This window comes from Acinetobacter wuhouensis (assembly GCF_001696605.3).
Lineage (GTDB): Bacteria > Pseudomonadota > Gammaproteobacteria > Pseudomonadales > Moraxellaceae > Acinetobacter > Acinetobacter wuhouensis.
Map to the genome: position 1 here is coordinate 2,701,393 of NZ_CP031716.1, position 20,398 is coordinate 2,721,790.

Annotated in this window: 16 protein-coding genes; 5 read left to right on the forward strand and 11 right to left on the reverse strand. The window is 39.6% G+C overall.

Features of this window, described 5'->3' with window-relative positions; genetic code table 11:
• The first annotated feature begins 3 nt into the window (after window positions 1-3).
• Window positions 4-504 carry a 16S rRNA (guanine(966)-N(2))-methyltransferase RsmD gene (gene rsmD, locus BEN71_RS13600; RefSeq protein WP_068973556.1) on the forward strand — a complete coding sequence of 167 codons (501 nt, stop codon included), beginning with the start codon at window positions 4-6 and terminating at the stop codon, window positions 502-504.
• An 82-nt stretch (window positions 505-586) separates the two neighbouring features.
• Here the strand turns inward: rsmD and BEN71_RS13605 are convergent, their stop codons facing one another.
• Both BEN71_RS13605 and BEN71_RS19395 read right to left on the reverse strand, forming a co-directional pair.
• Entirely contained in the window at window positions 587-829 is a 243-nt protein-coding gene (locus tag BEN71_RS13605) for a hypothetical protein (RefSeq protein WP_068973555.1), read from the reverse strand.
• Between the two features lie 139 nt (window positions 830-968).
• Window positions 969-1,529, reverse strand: a complete 561-nt coding sequence (locus BEN71_RS19395) for a hypothetical protein (protein WP_086322754.1) — start codon at window positions 1,527-1,529, stop codon at window positions 969-971.
• A 299-nt stretch (window positions 1,530-1,828) separates the two neighbouring features.
• Between BEN71_RS19395 and BEN71_RS13615 the strand changes: the two genes are divergently transcribed.
• Entirely contained in the window at window positions 1,829-2,590 is a 762-nt protein-coding gene (locus BEN71_RS13615; RefSeq protein ID WP_068973521.1) for a 3-oxoacyl-ACP reductase, read from the forward strand.
• 133 nt (window positions 2,591-2,723) lie between these two features.
• Here BEN71_RS13615 and sucD read toward each other — a convergent pair whose 3' ends face one another.
• The 9 genes from sucD to sdhC all read right to left on the reverse strand — a co-directional run bounded on the left by sucD (window position 2,724) and on the right by sdhC (window position 14,481).
• Complete coding sequence (gene sucD, locus BEN71_RS13620; protein WP_068973520.1) at window positions 2,724-3,614, reverse strand: succinate--CoA ligase subunit alpha; 891 nt, start codon at window positions 3,612-3,614, stop codon at window positions 2,724-2,726.
• A 12-nt stretch (window positions 3,615-3,626) separates the two neighbouring features.
• Window positions 3,627-4,793 (reverse strand): ADP-forming succinate--CoA ligase subunit beta, encoded by a 1,167-nt coding sequence (gene sucC, locus BEN71_RS13625; RefSeq protein WP_068973519.1) that lies wholly within the window; start codon window positions 4,791-4,793, stop codon window positions 3,627-3,629.
• Between the two features lie 167 nt (window positions 4,794-4,960).
• A complete protein-coding gene (gene lpdA / locus BEN71_RS13630; protein ID WP_068973518.1) occupies window positions 4,961-6,394 on the reverse strand; it encodes a dihydrolipoyl dehydrogenase in 1,434 nt (477 codons plus the stop codon).
• 59 nt (window positions 6,395-6,453) lie between these two features.
• The gene (odhB, locus tag BEN71_RS13635; protein WP_068973517.1) at window positions 6,454-7,665 is read right to left on the reverse strand and encodes a 2-oxoglutarate dehydrogenase complex dihydrolipoyllysine-residue succinyltransferase; all 1,212 of its coding nucleotides are present in this window, start codon (window positions 7,663-7,665) and stop codon (window positions 6,454-6,456) included.
• Window positions 7,665-10,502 (reverse strand): 2-oxoglutarate dehydrogenase E1 component, encoded by a 2,838-nt coding sequence (locus BEN71_RS13640; RefSeq protein ID WP_068973553.1) that lies wholly within the window; start codon window positions 10,500-10,502, stop codon window positions 7,665-7,667. Before BEN71_RS13640 ends, odhB begins: the two co-directional genes overlap by 1 nt.
• A gap of 579 nt (window positions 10,503-11,081) precedes the next feature.
• Entirely contained in the window at window positions 11,082-11,792 is a 711-nt protein-coding gene (locus BEN71_RS13645; RefSeq protein WP_068973516.1) for a succinate dehydrogenase iron-sulfur subunit, read from the reverse strand.
• A gap of 14 nt (window positions 11,793-11,806) precedes the next feature.
• Entirely contained in the window at window positions 11,807-13,705 is a 1,899-nt protein-coding gene (locus tag BEN71_RS13650) for an FAD-binding protein (protein WP_068973515.1), read from the reverse strand.
• Between the two features lie 12 nt (window positions 13,706-13,717).
• Complete coding sequence (gene sdhD / locus BEN71_RS13655) at window positions 13,718-14,083, reverse strand: succinate dehydrogenase, hydrophobic membrane anchor protein (protein WP_068973514.1); 366 nt, start codon at window positions 14,081-14,083, stop codon at window positions 13,718-13,720.
• A complete protein-coding gene (gene sdhC, locus BEN71_RS13660; RefSeq protein ID WP_122071964.1) occupies window positions 14,083-14,481 on the reverse strand; it encodes a succinate dehydrogenase, cytochrome b556 subunit in 399 nt (132 codons plus the stop codon). The genes sdhD and sdhC overlap by 1 nt, the downstream gene beginning before the upstream one ends.
• A gap of 1,058 nt (window positions 14,482-15,539) precedes the next feature.
• On the opposite strand from sdhC, the gene gltA reads away from it, so the two are divergent.
• The 3 genes from gltA to BEN71_RS13675 all read left to right on the forward strand — a co-directional run bounded on the left by gltA (window position 15,540) and on the right by BEN71_RS13675 (window position 20,375).
• Window positions 15,540-16,814, forward strand: coding sequence for a citrate synthase (gene gltA / locus BEN71_RS13665; RefSeq protein WP_068973513.1), 1,275 nt, complete (start codon window positions 15,540-15,542; stop codon window positions 16,812-16,814).
• A 199-nt stretch (window positions 16,815-17,013) separates the two neighbouring features.
• On the forward strand, window positions 17,014-18,573 hold the full coding sequence (locus tag BEN71_RS13670) for a peptide MFS transporter (protein WP_068973512.1): 1,560 nt from the start codon (window positions 17,014-17,016) through the stop codon (window positions 18,571-18,573).
• On the forward strand, window positions 18,573-20,375 hold the full coding sequence (locus tag BEN71_RS13675; RefSeq protein WP_068973511.1) for an aminopeptidase P family protein: 1,803 nt from the start codon (window positions 18,573-18,575) through the stop codon (window positions 20,373-20,375). The genes BEN71_RS13670 and BEN71_RS13675 overlap by 1 nt, the downstream gene beginning before the upstream one ends.
• Window positions 20,376-20,398 lie beyond the last annotated feature (23 nt).

A 20,398-nucleotide genomic window follows, 5' to 3' on the forward strand; every position in this document is an offset into this window, starting at 1 on the left:
CGCATGCTTCCCTTTGCAGATATTGAAGGGTTACGCCCTACCCCTGACCGTGTACGTGAAACTTTATTTAACTGGTTAATGTGGGATGTGCAAAATGCGAAAGTGCTAGACTTATGTGCTGGTTCCGGCGCCTTAAGCTTTGAAGCACTTTCTCGTGGCGCTCGTCATGTGGTGATGATTGAACCCAATGCAACTCAGGCTAAATTTTTAAAAGACAATATCACTTTACTCAAAGCTGAAAATTGTCAGTTAAAAGTTCAAACTGCACAACAAGCATTATCTAGTTTGAATGAACAATTTGATTTAGTATTTTTAGATCCACCATATAGTTTAAATCTGTGGAATGAATTGGCTGAAAAAGTTGATCCTTTGTTGGCAAATGATGCTTTGATTTATGTTGAAGCAGATTGCCCCTTACATCAGTTAAAGCTACCTACGACATGGCAATTGCAAAAACAAACCAAAGCTGGTGTTGTACAAGCAGGCTTATTTAAAAAAATCTAAGAAGATCTTAACTGAATCACTCACTGTAAAAAAATAGGCTGAACTCATTCAGCCTATTTTGATTTTCAGCATCGCAATATTATCAACGACCATTCCAATTCCAATCTGGTCGATTCCGTCGATCATCTTGATTATTTTGATTTCCTTGACGCTTATCCCAACGATGATAGTCACCGCGTTTATCATCACGACGTTGATCCCAACGTCTATCAGAATCATGACGGTGTCCATAACCGCCGCGATCATAGCCATCATCATACGGTGCAACAATACACCCTGTAAGGGATACACCAAGAACACCTAATAAAAGAATTTTCTGTAACATGTTCATCACCATTTTTTATCTCATTGCGATAAACATATCGATTTAATATGTGTTTTGACGTCAGGTCATGTTTCAAGTTGTATTTATTTCAACATTATTTATTCTTTTTTGATCGCTGTTCATCATCATTTAATTATAATCAATACTTTAATCGTCTCGCCCAAAAAAAACGAATAATCTGCCCACGATCATAGGGAAATGAGGAGAGGTATTCATAACCAATTCTGTTGTCATCATTGATTTTAAACTCCATACCATAACCAAATGAAATATAAAACTCATTTGAGCCTGAGCCAGCTACAGTAGGATTTACTAAAGAGCTCTTTAATTGTTCAACATTATAAGCAGTGTAGTTAAAAATGCGGAAACGATCATTTTGATAAAAGTTATTATTTAAAATTGAATAATCCGTTGCCTGCTGTTCATGCTCTACAGCAATTTTCTTTTGGATGTCTTCTTGTGTCTCAAAAACTTGTGTTTGCAGATCTTCAACTTCTGGTATATTTTGATTTTCAGGCTCTATTTGAAAAATAGGCTCAGGCTCAAGAATCTCTTGTGCTAAATTCTCGACAGAATCTTCTGCTTGGTTTTCTATTTGGTTTTCATCAATACGCACATCTTCTGACGATGAATCCGAAGATCCTGTTTGCCGTTCTAATTGCATCAGCGCCACTGGAATAGATGAATCAGCATAGCTCATCACGCTCAATAATAAGCTTAGTCCACTCAAAATGCATAATGTGATGCTTGGTTGTCTCATTCAAAAATTTTACTTTATTTTTACGATTTTCTTCACACAAAATATAGCATAACCATGCGTTAAAATATTACTCACTTAGAATGACTAAGTTTCGTATTTCACGCCTAGTATCAGTTAAAAAATACACAAAGTCGCAAACATAGAAGAATTGTCAACAGACCCTATTAAACCCTTCCAATTTATCATTCAACTTAAGAATAATGCTACTATCTTCAATCATTCAAATTTAGGCATAAACCATGGAAATACGTGATCAAATTGTCTTAGTTACAGGTGGGGCTAGAGGCTTAGGTCTGGCGATTACACACGCCTTAATTCGTGAAGGCGCACGTGTCGTGGTGAATTATTTCAGTAGTGAAGCGTCTGCTCAACAGCTTATGCAAAAATATGCTGATCAAGTTTTTATCTATAAAGCCGATATTACTGATGCTGAACAAGTCAAGACCATGTTCACTCAAGCCAAAACACACTTTGGTCATGCAATTACATCTGTGATCAACAATGCTCTATTGTCTTTTCAATTTAATGGTGATGCTCGCCCTAAAGTTGAAACTTTGAGTTGGAATACGATGCAACAGCAATTGGACAGTGCTGTTAAAGCTGCACTAAATACTACACAAGCAGCTTTAGACGATATGAAAGCAGCGTATTTTGGGCGCATAGTAAATATTGGAACCAATTTAGTCCAAAATCCTGTCGTACCTTATCATGACTATACAGCTGCCAAAGCGGCTCTTTTGGCTTTTACACGCACTACATCTCATGACTTGGGACAATACGGTATCAATGTCAATATGCTGTCTGGTGGTTTACTACGTAAAACTGATGCCAGCAGTGCAACTCCAGATCAAGTCTTTGATTTGATTGCAGCGTCTACACCACTCCAAGAAGTGACTACACCTGAACAATTTGCAGATGCAATTTTAATGTTCTTATCACCATGGTCACGTGCCGTGACAGGACAAAATTTGATTGTTGATGGAGGATTAGTTAAAGGCTAATCATTTATTTTTCATCAATTAACGATCATAAAAAATGGGCATTTTATAATGCCCATTTTTCAACTCAGTTAAGCTATTTAGATAAAGTTATTTGAATTAAATTATTCAAAATCAATTCAAAATCAATTCAAAATTAAGCCAAACCTTGCTTTTTCAAAACTTCTAACATGGTAGAACCCAATTCTGCTGGGCTACGTGTATATGCCATACCCGCTTTTTCAAATGCCGCAAATTTTTCTTCTGCTGTACCTTTACCACCAGAAATAATTGCACCTGCGTGACCCATACGTTTACCTTTCGGCGCAGTCACACCTGCGATATAACCCACAACTGGCTTCGTTACATTCGATTGAATATATTCAGCTGCTTCTTCTTCCGCAGTACCGCCAATTTCACCAATCATAATGATCGCTTCAGTTTGTGGATCTTCTTGGAACAATTTCAAGCAGTCAATTTGGTTCATCCCTGGAATTGGGTCACCACCGATCCCGATACAAGTTGACTGACCTAAACCAAGCTTAGTCGTTTGCGCAACCGCTTCATAAGTCAGTGTACCTGAACGTGAAATAATCCCGATTTTACCAGGTTGGTGAATATGACCAGGCATGATCCCGATCTTACATTCACCTGGTGTGATAATCCCTGGACAGTTCGGACCAATTAAACGTGCGCCATTACCATAAGTTTCAAGGTAACGTTTTGCTTTCAGCATGTCTAAAGTAGGTACACCTTCAGTGATCACCACAATCAGTTCAATACCTGAATCAATCGATTCAATAATTGAATCTAAAACAAATGGTGCAGGCACGTAAATCGAAGTTGCATTTGCACCTGTCTCTTTTACAGCTTCACGCATGGTGTTAAATACAGGTAAACCAATATGTGTTTGACCGCCTTTGCCTGGTGTTACACCACCCACCACTTTCGTACCATAGGCAATTGATTGCTCAGAATGAAAAGTACCATTTTTACCTGTAAAACCTTGTACCAATACTTTTGTGTCTTTATTTACTAATACGCTCATGATTGATACTCCTTACGCTTTCACTGCAGCAACAACTTTTTCTGCGGCATCAGCTAAACCGTTCGCAGAAATTAATTTTAAACCTGATTCATCAAGTAATTTTGCACCTAATTCTGCATTGTTCCCTTCTAAGCGAACAACTACAGGTACAGTTACATTTACTTCTTGAACCGCTGCAATAATTGCTTCAGCAATCATGTCACAACGTACGATTCCACCGAAAATATTGATCAAAACACCTTGCACAGACGAGTCTGAAAGAATAATTTTGAATGCTTCAATCACGCGATCTTTGGTTGCACCACCACCAACATCGAGGAAGTTGGCAGGTTGACCACCATACAGTTTGATAATGTCCATGGTTGCCATTGCAAGACCAGCACCATTCACCATACAGCCAATGTTACCTTCAAGTGCAACATAGTTTAGATCAAATTCAGATGCTTTCAACTCACGTTCATTTTCCTGAGATTTATCACGCATCGCCGAAATTTCAGGAAGACGGTATAACGCATTTGAGTCAATACCAATTTTGGCATCGACACATAAAATTTCACCATTTTCACGAACAGATAATGGGTTAATTTCGAATAAGGCAAAATCATTTTCTACAAATGCTTGATAAGCACCTGTCATAATCGTCACGAATTGAGCAATCTGCTTATCTTTCAAGCCCAATTGGAATGCCACATCACGCGCTTGGAATGGCAATAAACCGACTAATGGGTCTACTTCAACTTTGATAATTTTTTCAGGGGTTTCTTCTGCAACTTTCTCAATTTCAACACCGCCTTCAGTCGATGCCATGAAAGTTACACGACGACTTGAACGATCAACCACAGCACCCAAATAAAGCTCACGCTCTACAGGATAGACATCTTCACAAACAAGAATACTATTTACAGGTTGACCATTCGCATCGGTTTGATAGGTCACTAAATTCGTGCCCAATAGATTTTTTGCATATTCTGCTGCTTCTTCGGCAGATTTAACAACTTTAACGCCACCTGCTTTACCACGTCCACCTGCGTGAACCTGAGCTTTCATGACTGCAAATTTGCCACCAATTTGGGCAAATGCTTTAGAAGCTTCATCAGGAGTTGTAATTAAGATGCCTTCTTGAACTGGCATACCATATTTTTTTAACAGCGCTTTCGATTGATACTCATGTAGATTCATTTTTTACCTTTTACTACTTTTCACGTTGTTATGACACACTAATAGTTAAACTTCCATCGCAATAACTATTGGCATTTATTAAATTTGTTCTTTTATTTTTAGATGATTATTCACTTAAAAACAACCACCAAATGTAAAAAGAGCGGTCGAAACCGCTCTTTTTTGTGTTATTTACGTTTACGCTGAATCGCGTGAATCGCACGCCCATCGACTGCAAGTGCAGCTTCATGAACCACTTCTGAATAGGTTGGGTGACCAAAAGTCATCAACTGTAAGTCTTCAACAGAAGATACAAACTCAAGAGCAATCATACCTTGGTGAACGATGTCAGAAGCACCAGGACCAATGATATGCATACCCAATAAACGATCAGTTTTCGCATCAGCAACAAACTTCACGAAACCAGCAGATTCATTAGCAGCTAAAGCACGACCATTCACCGCAAATGGGAATTGACCAGTTTTAACTTCATGACCTTTTTCTTTAGCTTGTTCTTCAGTCAAACCTACCCACGCCGCTTCTGGGTGTGTGTAAATTACACTGATGATCGTGTCGTAATTGATTTGAGCCGCATGACCATGCATACGCTCAACAGCCATTACACCTTCTTCCATTGCTTTATGTGCAAGCATTGGACCACGAACCAAGTCACCAATTGCATATACGCCTTCAACAGAAGTTGCACACCAATCGTTGACTTCAACAAGACCACGTTCAGTGAGTTTAATGCCTGAATCTTCAGCCAATAAACCTTCTGCATACGCTTTACGACCTACACAAACAATCAATTTATCGAAAGTTTGAGTTTTGTCTTCGCCGCCTTGAGTATATTGAACAGTCACTTCACGACCGTTAATCTCAGTACCCGCAACTTTAGCGCCTACACGAATGTCTAAACCTTGTTTAGTCAAAAGTTTTTGGTAGTCTTTAGCCAAAGCTTTGTCTGCCATTGGTAAGAATGCATCTAATGCTTCAAACACAACAACTTCAGAACCTAGACGACGCCATACTGAACCAAGTTCAAGACCAATAACACCCGCACCGATTACGCCAAGACGTTTAGGTACTTCTTGGAATTCCAACGCACCAGTTGAATCAACAATTAAGTCTTCATCAACTTTTGCTACAGGAATGTTTACAGGTACAGAACCCGTCGCAAGGATGACAAATTTAGGTTCTAAAACTTGAACATCATCGCCTTCTAATGGTGTGAATTCAACTTTTTTACCAGCAAGTAATTTACCAGTACCTTGTAACCATTCAATGCCGTTGCCTTTTAATAATTGAGCAACACCACCAGTCAGGTTATCAACAACTTTATCTTTACGCGCAAGAAGCTTTTGAAGGTCTAGTTGAACATTTTCAACAGAGATCCCGTGTACATCTAAGCCATGAAGCGTATCTTCATAGTGATGTGAAGAATCTAAAAGTGCTTTAGATGGGATACAACCCACGTTTAAGCAAGTACCACCCAAAGATGGCTTACCTTTGTGTACACGTTTTTCGATACACGCAACTTTGAAACCAAGCTGTGCAGCACGAATCGCTGCTTCATAACCACCTGGTCCACCGCCGATTACAACTAAATCAAACTGAGACATGTTATCTCCAAAAACGAGCTTAGAGGATCACCCTAAGCTCGTATTGTTATTCTTAAGAATTAAAGATCAAGGATTAAACGTGCTGGCTCTTCAAGCAATTCTTTAATTGCTACAAGGAAACCTACAGCTTCTTTACCATCGATTAAACGGTGATCATAAGAAAGAGCCAAATACATCATTGGCAAAATTTCTACTTGACCATTTACAGCCATTGGACGCTCTTGGATTTTATGCATACCCAAAATTGCAGTCTGTGGTGTATTTAAAATAGGTGTAGAAAGTAATGAACCGAAAGTACCACCATTAGTAATAGTGAACGTACCGCCAGTCATATCTTCAATACCAAGTTTACCGTCACGCGCTTTACCAGCATATGCACGGATACCATTTTCAACTTCAGCATAGTTCATGCGGTCTGTATCACGGAGTACAGGAACAACCAAGCCACGCTCAGAAGAAACAGCTACACCGATGTCATAGTAACCGTGATAAACAATATCATCACCATCAATTGACGCATTTACAGCTGGGTAGCGTTTAAGCGCTTCAGTAGCCGCTTTAACAAAGAAAGACATAAAGCCTAAACGAGCACCATGACGTTTTTCGAACGCATCTTTGTATTGCGCACGCATTTCCATGATTGGCTTCATGTTGACTTCGTTGAACGTTGTTAACATTGCAGTGCTTTGAGTCGCAGCAAGTAAACGTTCAGCAACACGTTTACGAAGACGAGTCATAGGAACACGTTTTTCGATACGTTCACCAACAGCAACGCTCAATGGAGTTGCAGAAGCAGCTGGTTTAGCTTGATGATTTGCAACATCTTCTTTAGTGATACGACCACCGCGACCAGTACCATCTACATCAGATGCAGCAATACCAGTTTCAGTTAACGCTTTACGAACTGCAGGCGCTTGATCAGCAACTTGAACGCGTTCAACTACAGGCGCATTACCTGCTTGAGTTTGTGAAGCAGCTTGTTCAACTTTCTCTTCTGATTGAACTGCTTCAGTTTGAGCAGCGCCAGAAACAGCACCTTCTTCAAACGTTGCAATCACTTCAGCAGAAAGAACTGTATCGCCTTCATTTTTAACGATAGATGCAATTGTACCGTCAGCAGGAGCAACAACTTCTAAAACAACTTTATCCGTTTCAATATCACAAATCACTTCATCACGTGATACTGCTTCACCTGGTTGTTTGTGCCAAGTTGCAACTGTTCCGTCAGCAACTGACTCTGGGAACACCGGTGCTTTAATTTCGGTTGCCATTATTTAGATTCTCCTGATTGTTCAGCGACGATCGCTAAAGCGTCATTTACGAGCTGAGCTTGTTGTTTTGCATGCAAATAAGGTGAGCCACATGCAGGTGCAGCTGAAGCTTCACGTCCTGCGTAGCTGATTTGAACTTGTTGACCAGACTTCATCACGCCTTCGTATAAACGTGGAGCGATGAATAACCAAGCGCCTTGGTTCTTCGGTTCTTCTTGACACCAAACGAGTTCTTTCACGTTTGGATATGCTGCAAGAACTTCTGCAAGGCGTTGTTCTGGGTATGGATACAATTGTTCAACACGCACGATTGCGATGTTCAAGTTCTCTTCACGACGTTTTTCAAGTAAGTCGTAATAAACTTTACCACCACAAAGCACAACACGTGTTACATCTTGTTTGTTGATGTTATCCACTTCATCAATCACAGTCTGGAATGTACCAGTAGCAAGCTCATCTAAAGTAGACGTTGCAAGCTTGTGACGAAGTAATGATTTAGGTGACATTACGATCAATGGTTTACGTAAAGGACGAATCGCTTGACGACGTAAAACATGATAGATCTGTGCAGGTGTAGTCGGTGTAATCACTTGCATGTTTTCTTCAGCACAAAGCTGTAGATAACGTTCTAAACGTGCAGATGAATGCTCTGGACCTTGACCTTCAAAGCCGTGTGGAAGCAACATTGTCAAACCACAAACACGCTCCCATTTGGTTTCACCAGAAGCGATGAATTGGTCAATCACCATTTGCGCACAGTTTGCAAAGTCACCGAACTGAGCTTCCCAAACGATCAAGCTTTTCGGCAATGTAGTTGAATAACCATATTCAAATGCAAGTACAGCCAATTCTGACAATAATGAGTCATAAATTGCAGTACGTGGTTGGTTTTCTTTGATATGACAAAGTGGAATATAAACCGAACCATCAACTTGGTTATGAAGTTTCGCATGACGGTGTGAGAATGTACCACGACCTACGTCTTCACCAGTTAAACGAACAAGGAAACCATCATCAAGCAAAGACGCATACGCTAAAGTTTCAGCAGCACCCCAGTTCAATGGCATTTCGCCTGTTTGCATTTTCAAACGGTCATCAATCACTTTAGAAACTTGACGTTGCATCACAAAGCCTTCAGGCAATTGACGCATTTTTTGACCAAGCTCTTTTAAGCGTTCGATTGGGAAACGTGTATCCCATTCGTCTGTATAGTCATGACCCAAGTATGGAGACCAATCGACAAACATTTTTTTGTTTGGTTCAAGTACCAGTGCGTTTGCAACATGGTTACCTGCTTCAAGATCTTCACGATATTTTTCAACCAAAGCATCTGCCGCCGCGCGATCTAATACTTTTTCTTGTACCAATTGATCTGCATAAAGCGTACGAGTTGTCGCTTTTTTGCTAATTACTTGATACATCATTGGTTGAGTTGCTGCTGGTTCGTCTGCTTCGTTATGACCACGACGACGGTAACAGAACATATCAATCACAACATCTTTACGGAATGTGTGACGGAAATCATGAGCCAATTGAGAAACAAATAATACAGCTTCTGGATCATCACCATTTACATGGAAGATCGGTGCTTGGATCATTTTCGCAATGTCAGTACAGTATTCTGTAGAACGCGCATCACGTGGATCAGAAGTTGTAAAGCCCACTTGGTTGTTGACCACGATGTGAACTGTACCACCGACTGTGTAACCACGAGTTTGTGACATTTGGAAAGTTTCTTGGTTTACACCTTGACCTGCAAATGCAGCATCACCGTGAACAATGATTGGCAATACATCATCACCACCAATGTCTTTACGACGGACTTGACGTGCACGTACAGAACCTTCAACTACAGGTCCAACAATTTCCAAGTGTGATGGGTTAAACGCCAATGCCAAGTGAACTTCACCACCTGGAGTCATTACGTTTGAAGAGAAACCTTGGTGATATTTAACGTCACCAGAACCTTTTTTGTTGAGTGCTTTACCTTCAAACTCACCAAACAAGTCAGCTGGGTTTTTACCCATGATGTTGACAAGTAAGTTCAAACGACCACGGTGTGGCATCCCGATCACAACTTCTTTACAACCTACAGAACCTGCACGTTGAATCAGTTCGTTGACCATAGGAATGAAAGATTCACCACCTTCAACACCGAAACGTTTAGCACCTACATATTTATTACCGAGGAATTTTTCAAGACCTTCAGCCGCTGTTAAACGCTCAAGTACATGTTTCTTTTGATCAGCAGAGAAATTGAATTGACCACGCGCACCTTCAAGGCGTTGTTGAATCCAACGTTTTTCTTTGGTATCAACAATGTGCATGTATTCAACACCGATAGAAGCACAATATGTCGCTTCCATGGCATTTACCAATTCACCCAAAGTCGCTTCAGTTTTACCAATTGCTAAATTACCAGCATTGAAAACTGTATCTAAATCAGACTTTGTTAAACCGTGTGCAGCAAGATCCAAATCTGGCACATCTTCGCGTTTTGCCAAACCAAGTGGATCTAATTTTGCTTTTTGATGCCCACGGTTACGATACGCCGCGATTAATTGCAATACACCAATTTGACGACGTTCATGCTCAGTACTTACTTCACTTTGCACAACAGGCTGAACACGGTTCGAATTGCGACCTAATAATAAGAATTGCTCACGAATATTTCCGTGTGGTTGATCACCTTTAGGGAATTTATCGAAATATTGCTGCCAGTCCTCACCTACTGAGGTTGGAGAAGAAAGGTACTGTTCGTAAAGCTCTTCAATATACGCTGCACTATCAGCGGAAAGTTCAGTGTCAAGACGCAGTGCGTCAGCAACTTCTTGCATTTGTGGACCCATTTCCTATTGCAAAAACATTAGAGGGTGCTTTTTAAGCACTCCCATGATTGATAATGCCAAATCGGTAAATTGACATTCACCCATCAGGCGCTAATGACCAAGGGGCGTTAACAACATTGGCTAATAACCAATGCAGACAATGAATCATAACGCCTTCATTGGCATCATCACTCATCTATATACTCAACCGCAGCTGAGCAATTTTTTGCAAATCGACTTAGAAAAAACAAAGCGTAAATTTGCTTTTTCTAAAGCGGTTCTAAGCTTAGTTTATAAAAATATTTATAAACCGTTATGAATCACACTTATGTAGATAAAATGTACTAAAAAAGCAGTCCGTTTTTCACATATAGTGGTTTGTTAAATCCTAACATGAACTGTCGGTCCAATTGATTTTTTTGACACATACCATCCATAAATTAGCTAAATACATACAAAGAATAATCTATTATCATCAGCCCATTTATATAAAATAATGATGGCGAAGATCGTATTTTTCAATGCTTTTCAAAAATCAATAAAAAAGAGCGCACATCTAAAGATGCGCGCCCTCCTTTTCACGTCGTATTAACCAGCTTGGTCGAGCAACATGCTACGGATATGACCGATTGCTTTTGTTGGGTTCAAACCTTTAGGACATACAGACACACAGTTCATAATCCCTTTACAACGGAACAATGAGAATGGGTCATCAAGACGACTTAAACGATCTTGAGTCGCTGTATCACGAGAATCGATGATAAAACGATATGCATTCAACAATGCAGATGGGCCTAAGAATTTATCAGGGTTCCACCAGAATGATGGGCATGAAGTTGAACAACATGCACAAAGAATACATTCATACAAACCATCAAGATGTTCACGATCTTCAGGAGACTGTAAACGCTCTTTCGGTGGCGCAGGTTGATTATTGATTAGGAATGGTTGAATTTTGTCATACTGATCGTAGAACTGATTCATATCCACAACTAAATCTTTAACCACTGGCAAACCAGGCAATGGACGAATCACGATTTTTTCTGGTAAATCGTTCAAGTTCCAAAGACAAGCCAAACCATTTTTACCGTTGATGTTCACACCATCCGAACCACAAATACCTTCACGGCAAGAGCGACGGAAAGTCAAAGACTCATCTTCTACTTTTAATGCAAGAAGAGCATCAAGCAACATACGGTGCTTATCAGTCAATTCAAGTTTAAAAGTTTGCATGTACGGTGCTTTATCCTTATCAGGATCATAGCGGTAGATTTCGAATGTACGGGTACCTCTACTCATCTTATTTCTCCCAATTAGAATGTACGTGGTTTAGGTGGAATTGGATCAACTTTCAATGGATTATAGCGTACTGGCTTATATTCCAAGTGATTGTCTGTAGAGAACCACAACGTGTGTTTCATCCACTCATCATCACGACGACCATATGGGTAATCTGCATGATCAGGTGGTAACTCGTAATCTACAACCGTATGCGCACCACGACATTCTTTACGTGCAGCAGCAGAAATCAAGGTTGCTTTCGCTACTTCGTATAAGTTTTCAACTTCCAAAGCTTCAATACGTGCTGTGTTGAATACTTTAGATTTGTCTTTCAAGTGAATGTTACGTACACGAGGTTCGATTGCAAGAATCTGTTTAACACCTTCGTCAAGTAATGCTTGAGTACGGAATACACCCGCGTGATCTTGAACGATGTCACGGATTGCATCAGCGACTTCTTGTGCATTTTCACCTGAAGTTGAATCATCAAGGTGTTTGATACGATTTACTGTATTTACAAGCACAGTTGTAGGTAATGGTGTGTACTCATCACCGTGATGTTTAGTCACGTAATCAATGATGTGTTCACCTGCAGCTTTACCAAATACAACCAAGTCAAGAAGTGAGTTCGTACCTAAACGGTTTGCACCATGTACAGATACGCAAGAACATTCACCAATTGCATAGAAACCTTTTACAGGTTTAGTGAAGTTACGTTCACCACCATTGTGTGAATACACACCAGTTTCTTTGTTGTAGTTCGCAACAAGTTCTTGAGTTTCAGCACTTTCAGGAAGAACAACTTGACCATGAATATTCGTTGGAATACCACCCATTTGATAATGGATTGTTGGTACTACAGGAATCGCTTCTTTAGTGATGTCAACGTTCGCGAATTTTTTACCGATCTCAAATACAGATGGTAAACGCTTCATGATCGTGTCCGCACCCAAGTGAGTCATATCAAGAAGGATATAATCACCTTTAGGACCACAACCACGACCTTCTTTGATCTCTTGGTCCATAGAACGTGATACGAAGTCACGTGGAGCCAAATCTTTCAAAGTTGGTGCATAACGTTCCATGAACGGTTCGCCGTCTTTGTTACGAAGGATTGCACCTTCACCACGACAACCTTCAGTCAACAATACGCCTGCGCCCGCTACACCTGTAGGGTGGAACTGCCAGAATTCCATATCTTGTAATGGAATACCTGCACGAGCCGCCATACCAAGACCGTCACCAGTGTTGATATATGCGTTAGTAGATGCACGGTAAACACGACCCGCACCACCAGTAGCAAACAATGTTGCTTTACCTTGGAATACTGCAATTTTACCCGTTTCTTGGTCAATCGCAGTTACACCAAGCACATCACCTTCTTCATTACGGATTAAATCTAATGCAATCCATTCAACAAAGAATTGAGTACCCATTTTCACGTTGCTTTGATAAAGCGTGTGAAGAAGTGCGTGACCTGTACGGTCAGCAGCAGCACAAGCACGTGGAACTGGTTTTTCACCATAGTTCGCAGCATGACCACCGAAAGGACGTTGGTAAATTGTACCGTCAGCGTTACGGTCAAATGGCATACCAAGGTGTTCAAGTTCATAAACAACTTGAGGCGCTTCACGAGTCATAAACTCGATTGCGTCTTGGTCACCTAACCAGTCTGAACCTTTAACAGTGTCATAGAAGTGATAGTGCCAGTTATCTTCTTGCATATTACCAAGAGATGCACCAATACCACCTTGAGCCGCAACTGTATGAGAACGAGTTGGGAATACTTTGGTTAGCACAGCAACTTTCAAACCTGCTTGAGCAAGCTGATAAGAAGCACGCATACCTGAACCACCACCACCAACGATGACTGCATCGAAAGTTTCGTGTGGAATATTTGTGTAATCTTCTTTAGGGATTATAGCGCCCATGATTGTTTCCTATCAATTCGCCCAAAAAATCTGGATTGCCCAAATCGCGTATGCAAAAACTGCAATAATCACTGCAGAAGTCAATACCAAACGCAAACCTGAAGCCGAAGGACCCATTTGACGTGTAGTCACATAGTCAGTGAATACTTGCCACATACCAATCCAAGCGTGTGCAACTAAAGACAAAACAGCCAATAAAGATAAAATCTTCATCGGAAGTGTCATCATGAAGCCAAACCATTGCTCATAGTTAAATCCGCCATTGCAGAGAATCCAACCCAAAACCACAACAGTATAAACAGCAAGCACAACAGCACTCACACGTTGGATATACCAATCACGAGAACCTGAACCCGTTAAACCTGTAGCACTTTTCATTAGAGAACAATCCATACAAATGATGCGATTACAGAAATCGCAGCCAAAATTAATGCAATTGTAGCTACAACGCGACCACTTTGAAGTTCTTCAGCAAAACCAAGGTCTGCAAATAAGTGTTTAATACCCATAATGAAATGGAATAATAAGCCTGCTACAAACACCCATACGATGAAACGTACAACGAAGCCACCAAAGATTGCTTGAACTTGAGCAAAACCTTCTGGTGAAGACAATGATTTGTCTAAAAGCCACAAAAGTACCGGTACGAGTAAAAATACGATGACACCAGAAAGACGGTGTAGAATTGATGCAATAGCCACAGGGGATTTTAAGTTTACATCTAAAACTTGACCCATGGACAAATTGACAGGTCTGTTGCTTTTCACAGCGGGCATCCTGTAAGTAAAAACTCCATCCGGAGTTTGTTGGAATTAATTCGAAGGAAAGCTAGCATTGTCAGACAAATTCATTTGCCTGAACTTTAAACGACACTGAATTATAAAACGTGAACTGTCAAAATACAAACCATCGAAATTGGCTTTTCCTTTAAAAATCACTCAAATAAGAATCATTTACATCAACTTAAAAGCTAAACTCGATAATTCCAACCACACAACCTAAGCTATCTATCTATTTTATAAGAAAATTAACTTTAAGCCACTTATACATATTTACAACTTATAATATTTTTTAAATTTAGACTAAAGCACAAGATTACGGACAATAATGTTCCATAAATGATAACTACCTCTTATTTTACTTTGAAATGATTTAAGCATTTATAAGATAGTCATTATGTTCTTTCTAAATAAACCTTTATTTATATTTTAAATGGTTGTCATTCAAATCCTTGATTTGACTTAAAGCTTTACAATAAGAAAGAACAACTTAGTGTGTGAATAATTCTCGATTTTTATTTAATTTTGATGTCAATTGATTATTTATAAAACATTTAAATACAAATTTATCGCATTATTTGAATGTTTTTTGCACATTAAATATTATTTTTTAATCAATTAAGCACAAAAATGAAAATAAATATTTCATCAATTTATTTGCATATTTTTCATACAGCAACAACACCCAAAGCTATGTAAGTCATGAAATTTAGATGATTTTAAAACATAAAAAAAACAGGGCTTAATTACAAAAGCAACAAAATATTGGTTAAAAATGCCATTCCCCGCCTCGCAATCATAATTATTTTTATGCAACTTCCTCAGAATTTGCCTTATTATACTGACCGACTCTGAAATTCAATGATCAATATTTATTCATCATCACATTTTGACTAAAATACTTACGAAAACATTATCTGTTCATCCATAAGTATAATTGACAAAATTTCAGTACTCACTAAGCTTAATAGCAATTTTTGATCCGTCTGACTTGTGCATTACAAGATGACTATGCAAGTTAGATAAAATATCCACCAGGACAGGAGATCTATTGAATGTCTGCAGCAACTGGCAAGAAAGCCGTTCTAGAGCTTGATGGCAAAAAAATTGAATTACCAATTTACAGCGGCACATTGGGCCCAGATGTAATCGACGTTAAGGATGTGTTGGCTTCAGGTCACTTTACTTTTGATCCTGGTTTTATGGCTACTGCTTCTTGCGAGTCTAAAATCACTTTCATCGATGGTGACAAAGGCGTTCTTTTACACCGTGGTTATCCAATTGCACAACTTGCAACTCAAGCTTCTTACTTAGAAACTTGCTATTTATTGTTAAGCGGTGAGCTTCCAACTGCTGAACAAAAAACAGACTTCGAAAACAAAGTCCGCAATCACACTATGGTTCACGACCAAGTTAGCCGTTTCTTCAATGGTTTCCGTCGTGATGCTCACCCTATGGCTGTTATGTGTGGTGTAGTTGGTGCGTTATCTGCGTTCTATCACAATGGTTTTGATGTTGAAAATGTTGATCACCGTGAAATCACTGCAGTTCGTTTAGTTGCTAAGATTCCTACTTTGGCTGCTTGGACTTACAAATATACAATCGGTCAACCGTTCGTATATCCACGTAACGATTTAAGCTATGCTGAAAACTTCTTGTACATGATGTTTGCTACTCCAGCAGATCGTGACTACAAAGTTAACCCTATTCTTGCGAAAGCAATGGATCGTATCTTTACGCTTCATGCTGACCATGAGCAAAACGCGTCTACGTCTACAGTACGTTTAGCGGGTTCTACTGGTGCTAACCCATACGCTTGTATCGCTGCGGGTATTGCTGCACTTTGGGGACCTGCTCACGGTGGTGCGAACGAAGCTGTTCTTAAGATGCTTGATGAAATCGGCTCTGTAGAAAACGTTGCTCCGTTCATGGAAAAAGTAAAAACTAAAGAAGTTAAACTTATGGGCTTCGGTCACCGAGTTTATAAAAACTTCGATCCACGTGCGAAAGTAATGAAAGAGACTTGTGACGAAGTGTTAAGCGCACTTGGTATCAACGATCCTCAATTAGAACTTGCGATGGAACTTGAGCGTATTGCGTTAAGCGACCCGTACTTCATCGAACGTAAACTTTACCCGAACGTAGACTTCTACTCAGGTATCATCCTTAAAGCGATTGGTATCCCAACAGAAATGTTTACTGTAATCTTCGCGCTTGCACGTACTGTTGGTTGGATCAGCCACTGGTTAGAAATGCACAGCGGACCTTACAAAATCGGTCGTCCTCGTCAGCTTTATACTGGCGAAACTCAACGCGATATCCAACGTTAATTCGTTACGCGTTCAGATCGAACAAGAAACCACCCTTTGGGGTGGTTTTTTTTACGCCCTATTGTGAATAGTAATAGTTTAAGTTTAATTTCATGAATTATAAGAATTACAAATAAACACCAATAGAAACACTTTAAATTAAAATATTTTTATATATTGCATAACTTATATTTATTAATCATTTTCAAAGGAATTGAAGATGTCACAAGATTTAAAACAATATGATCAGGCCTTTATGGGACACCCCAAACCACTAAAAGGCTTATTTTTCACAGAATTATGGGAACGCTTCTCCTATTATGGCATTCGACCACTACTTATTCTCTACATGGCAGCAATGATTGCAGATGGTGGACTTGGACTAGACCGCCCTTCAGCATCTGCAATCGTAGGTTTATTTGCTGGTTCGATGTATCTCATGACTGTTCTAGGTGGCTGGGTCGCTGACCGATGGCTGGGGCAAGAAAAAGCTGTTTGGTACGGCTCTCTGATTATTGCTTGTGGACATATCTCTATTGCTTTGACCGCACTGTTTAGCCATTTCTTTTTTTACTTTGGCTTGGTTTTGATTGTGATCGGATCTGGTCTATTCAAAACCTGTATTTCAGTCATTGTGGGTACATTGTATAAAGCACAAGACACTCGACGCGATGCAGGCTTTTCAATCTTTTATATGGGAATTAACCTAGGTTCGGTCCTCGCCCCTTTAGTTACTGGGCTTTTGGTTAAAGATTATGGTTGGCATTGGGGTTTTGGAATTGGTGGAATAGGCATGCTCATTTCATTGATTATTTTCCGCGCCATGACTGTGCCTCAACTAAAAAAGTTCAATGCTTTACAAGGTGCAGAGACAACATGGGACAAAGCAGTACATTATGATAAAAATGCACCAAAAGTCGTAACTCTATTCCTTGTCTTGGTCGCTGTGGTTGTTACTTTAACCTCCATAGGTTATTTACACATCAATCCAGTTATCATCGTAAAATATTTAACCGTTTCAATCTGTATTGCGATCATTGCATATTTTGCTTACCTACTTCTGTTTGCAAATCTAAATACGACTGAAAAAAAGAAAATTATTATTTGTTTTGTACTTCTCATGACTGCAGCGCTGTTTTGGTCTGCTTTTGAACAAAAACCAACCTCATTCAACCTATTTGCTCAGGATTTTACCAATCGACAATTTTTAGGATTTGAAATTCCTGCGGTTTGGTTCCAGTCTGTCAATCCAATTCTTATTGTAATTTTTGCACCCATCGCTGCGTGGTTATGGATGAAATTAGGCAAATCCAATCGTGACCCAAGTTATATCAGCAAATTTATTATTGCATTGGTATTGGCAGCTTGTGGCTTTGGGTTAATGGTTCTTGCAAGCCATTCTGTGATCCAAAATCACGGAAATACAGTTTCACCACTGTGGCTCATTGGTGCAATGTTATTTTTAACCTTAGGTGAACTATGCTTAAGCCCTGTTGGTCTCTCCGCAATGACTAAACTTGCACCAAATGTTCTACGTGGACAAATCATGGGTTTATGGTTTACTGCATCTGCACTCGGTAATTTAATGGCAGGGTTAATTGGTGGGCATGTTTCTGCTGATGAAATTAATCAATTACCAACCTTATTCATGCGCTGTGTGATTGCATTACTTATTGGTGCTGTGATTTTATGGTTATTAAGGACGCCTATTCGTAAACTTCTTGATCAAACTGCATCAACTAAACCTACACCTATACAAAATTCTCAAGTGGAAACCTAATGAACACTCAAACGCCAAATGAAAAACTTAGCTTATTGAGAAGCCATATGCAGCAGCATCAGATTGATGCTTTCATTGCCATGAGTGCAGATCCGCACATGTCTGAGTATTTACCCGAATATTGGCAAGTTCGACTTTGGCTCACGGGATTTACGGGTTCAGTCGGAACTGTGGTGGTGACTCAAGACTTCGCTGGACTTTGGGTCGATGGGCGTTATTGGGTACAAGCTGAACAACAACTAAACAATACGGGCTATATCTTGCAGAAACAAAGCCATGATCCAGCTTCAACGCACCTTGCTTGGTTGGCACAGCATTTAAGCAAAGATGCAAAAATTTCTGTGAATGGACAAAATATTTCTGTACAGCAATATAATGCTTTAGAGGATATTGCGAAACAACAGCAATTTAAACTCGAAACCCATTTAGATCTGATCAGTGAAATTTGGTACGATCGCCCTGCCTTACCTCTACAAACAGTGTGGCAAATGGCAGATGGTTTAAATGCATTCACACGTGTAGAAAAAATTTCCGCAATTCGTGATGCTTTATCAACAAAAAATGCATCTGCTCATTTTGTTTCTTCGGTAGATGATATTTCATGGATCACTAACTGCCGTGGTCGCGATGTTGAATACAATCCTGTGTTCTTAGCACATTTATATATTGATCACTCTCGTACTGTGCTTTTTATTGATGATGCAAAACTTTCTTCTGAATTACGGGAAAACTTAGAAGCAGATCATATTAAAATTATTGCTTATGCGCAGAGTGCTGAGTTTCTAAAACAAATTCAAAATCAAGTTGTACTCATTGATCCTGCAAAAGTTTCAATATTACATGCTCAAGCAATTACCCTGCACAATCCAGTGATTCAAGACATCAACCCAAGCACTTTATTTAAATCATGTAAACATCCATCTGAGATTGCACATGTCAGAAATGCCATGATCAAAGATGGTGTTGCACTGTGTCATTTCTTTCATTGGTTAGATACTGCGCTTAAGAATGGTGAAAGCATCAATGAACTAAGCATTGATGAAAAAGCCACAGCTTTTCGTAAACAACAACAAGGTTTTATTGATTTAAGTTTCTCAACAATTGCGGGTTTTAATGCCAATGGCGCACTTCCGCATTACCGTGCAACTCCAGATCATTTTAGTCAAATTGTAGGTGATGGCTTATTACTAATTGATTCAGGTGCACAATATGCAGATGGCACCACTGACATCACACGCGTTGTTCCTATCGGTACAACAAGTAATGAACAAAAACGTGACTATACCTTGGTTTTAAAATGTCATATTGCCTTAGCACAAACTGTTTTCCCTGAGGGAATTGCATCACCTTTATTAGACAGTATTACGCGCCAAACTTTATGGAAATATGGTTTAGATTATCGTCATGGTACTGGTCACGGTGTGGGCTTTGCGCTGAATGTGCATGAAGGTCCACAAGTGATTTCATACTATGCACCACCAACAGCAAATACCAAGATGCGCGTAGGCATGATCACATCGAATGAACCTGGCTTATACCATGAAGGTAAATATGGCATTCGTATTGAAAATTTAGTGGTCAATCAATCTAAAGTTTTTGCAGACAAAACCTATGGTGTTTTTTTAGAGTTTGAAACTTTAACGCTTTGTCCAATCAATACCCAATGTATTGTTCTGGATTTGATGACGAATGATGAAAAAGCATGGCTCAATCAATACCACCAGACTGTACGTGAGCGTTTATCGCCACTTTTACAAGGTGAGATTTTAAATTGGTTAATTGAAAATACTCAGGCGATCTAAATAATTTATCCACGAATAAAACA

Coding starts and splice junctions, on each gene's coding strand:
- rsmD (WP_068973556.1), top strand. CDS start 4: ATGCTTCCCTTTGCAGATATTGAAGGGTTACGCCCTACCCCTGACCGT.
- BEN71_RS13605 (WP_068973555.1), bottom strand. CDS start 829: ATGTTACAGAAAATTCTTTTATTAGGTGTTCTTGGTGTATCCCTTACA.
- BEN71_RS19395 (WP_086322754.1), bottom strand. CDS start 1,529: ATGAGCTATGCTGATTCATCTATTCCAGTGGCGCTGATGCAATTAGAA.
- BEN71_RS13615 (WP_068973521.1), top strand. CDS start 1,829: ATGGAAATACGTGATCAAATTGTCTTAGTTACAGGTGGGGCTAGAGGC.
- sucD (WP_068973520.1), bottom strand. CDS start 3,614: ATGAGCGTATTAGTAAATAAAGACACAAAAGTATTGGTACAAGGTTTT.
- sucC (WP_068973519.1), bottom strand. CDS start 4,793: ATGAATCTACATGAGTATCAATCGAAAGCGCTGTTAAAAAAATATGGT.
- lpdA (WP_068973518.1), bottom strand. CDS start 6,394: ATGTCTCAGTTTGATTTAGTTGTAATCGGCGGTGGACCAGGTGGTTAT.
- odhB (WP_068973517.1), bottom strand. CDS start 7,665: ATGGCAACCGAAATTAAAGCACCGGTGTTCCCAGAGTCAGTTGCTGAC.
- BEN71_RS13640 (WP_068973553.1), bottom strand. CDS start 10,502: ATGCAAGAAGTTGCTGACGCACTGCGTCTTGACACTGAACTTTCCGCT.
- BEN71_RS13645 (WP_068973516.1), bottom strand. CDS start 11,792: ATGAGTAGAGGTACCCGTACATTCGAAATCTACCGCTATGATCCTGAT.
- BEN71_RS13650 (WP_068973515.1), bottom strand. CDS start 13,705: ATGGGCGCTATAATCCCTAAAGAAGATTACACAAATATTCCACACGAA.
- sdhD (WP_068973514.1), bottom strand. CDS start 14,083: ATGAAAAGTGCTACAGGTTTAACGGGTTCAGGTTCTCGTGATTGGTAT.
- sdhC (WP_122071964.1), bottom strand. CDS start 14,481: ATGCCCGCTGTGAAAAGCAACAGACCTGTCAATTTGTCCATGGGTCAA.
- gltA (WP_068973513.1), top strand. CDS start 15,540: ATGTCTGCAGCAACTGGCAAGAAAGCCGTTCTAGAGCTTGATGGCAAA.
- BEN71_RS13670 (WP_068973512.1), top strand. CDS start 17,014: ATGTCACAAGATTTAAAACAATATGATCAGGCCTTTATGGGACACCCC.
- BEN71_RS13675 (WP_068973511.1), top strand. CDS start 18,573: ATGAACACTCAAACGCCAAATGAAAAACTTAGCTTATTGAGAAGCCAT.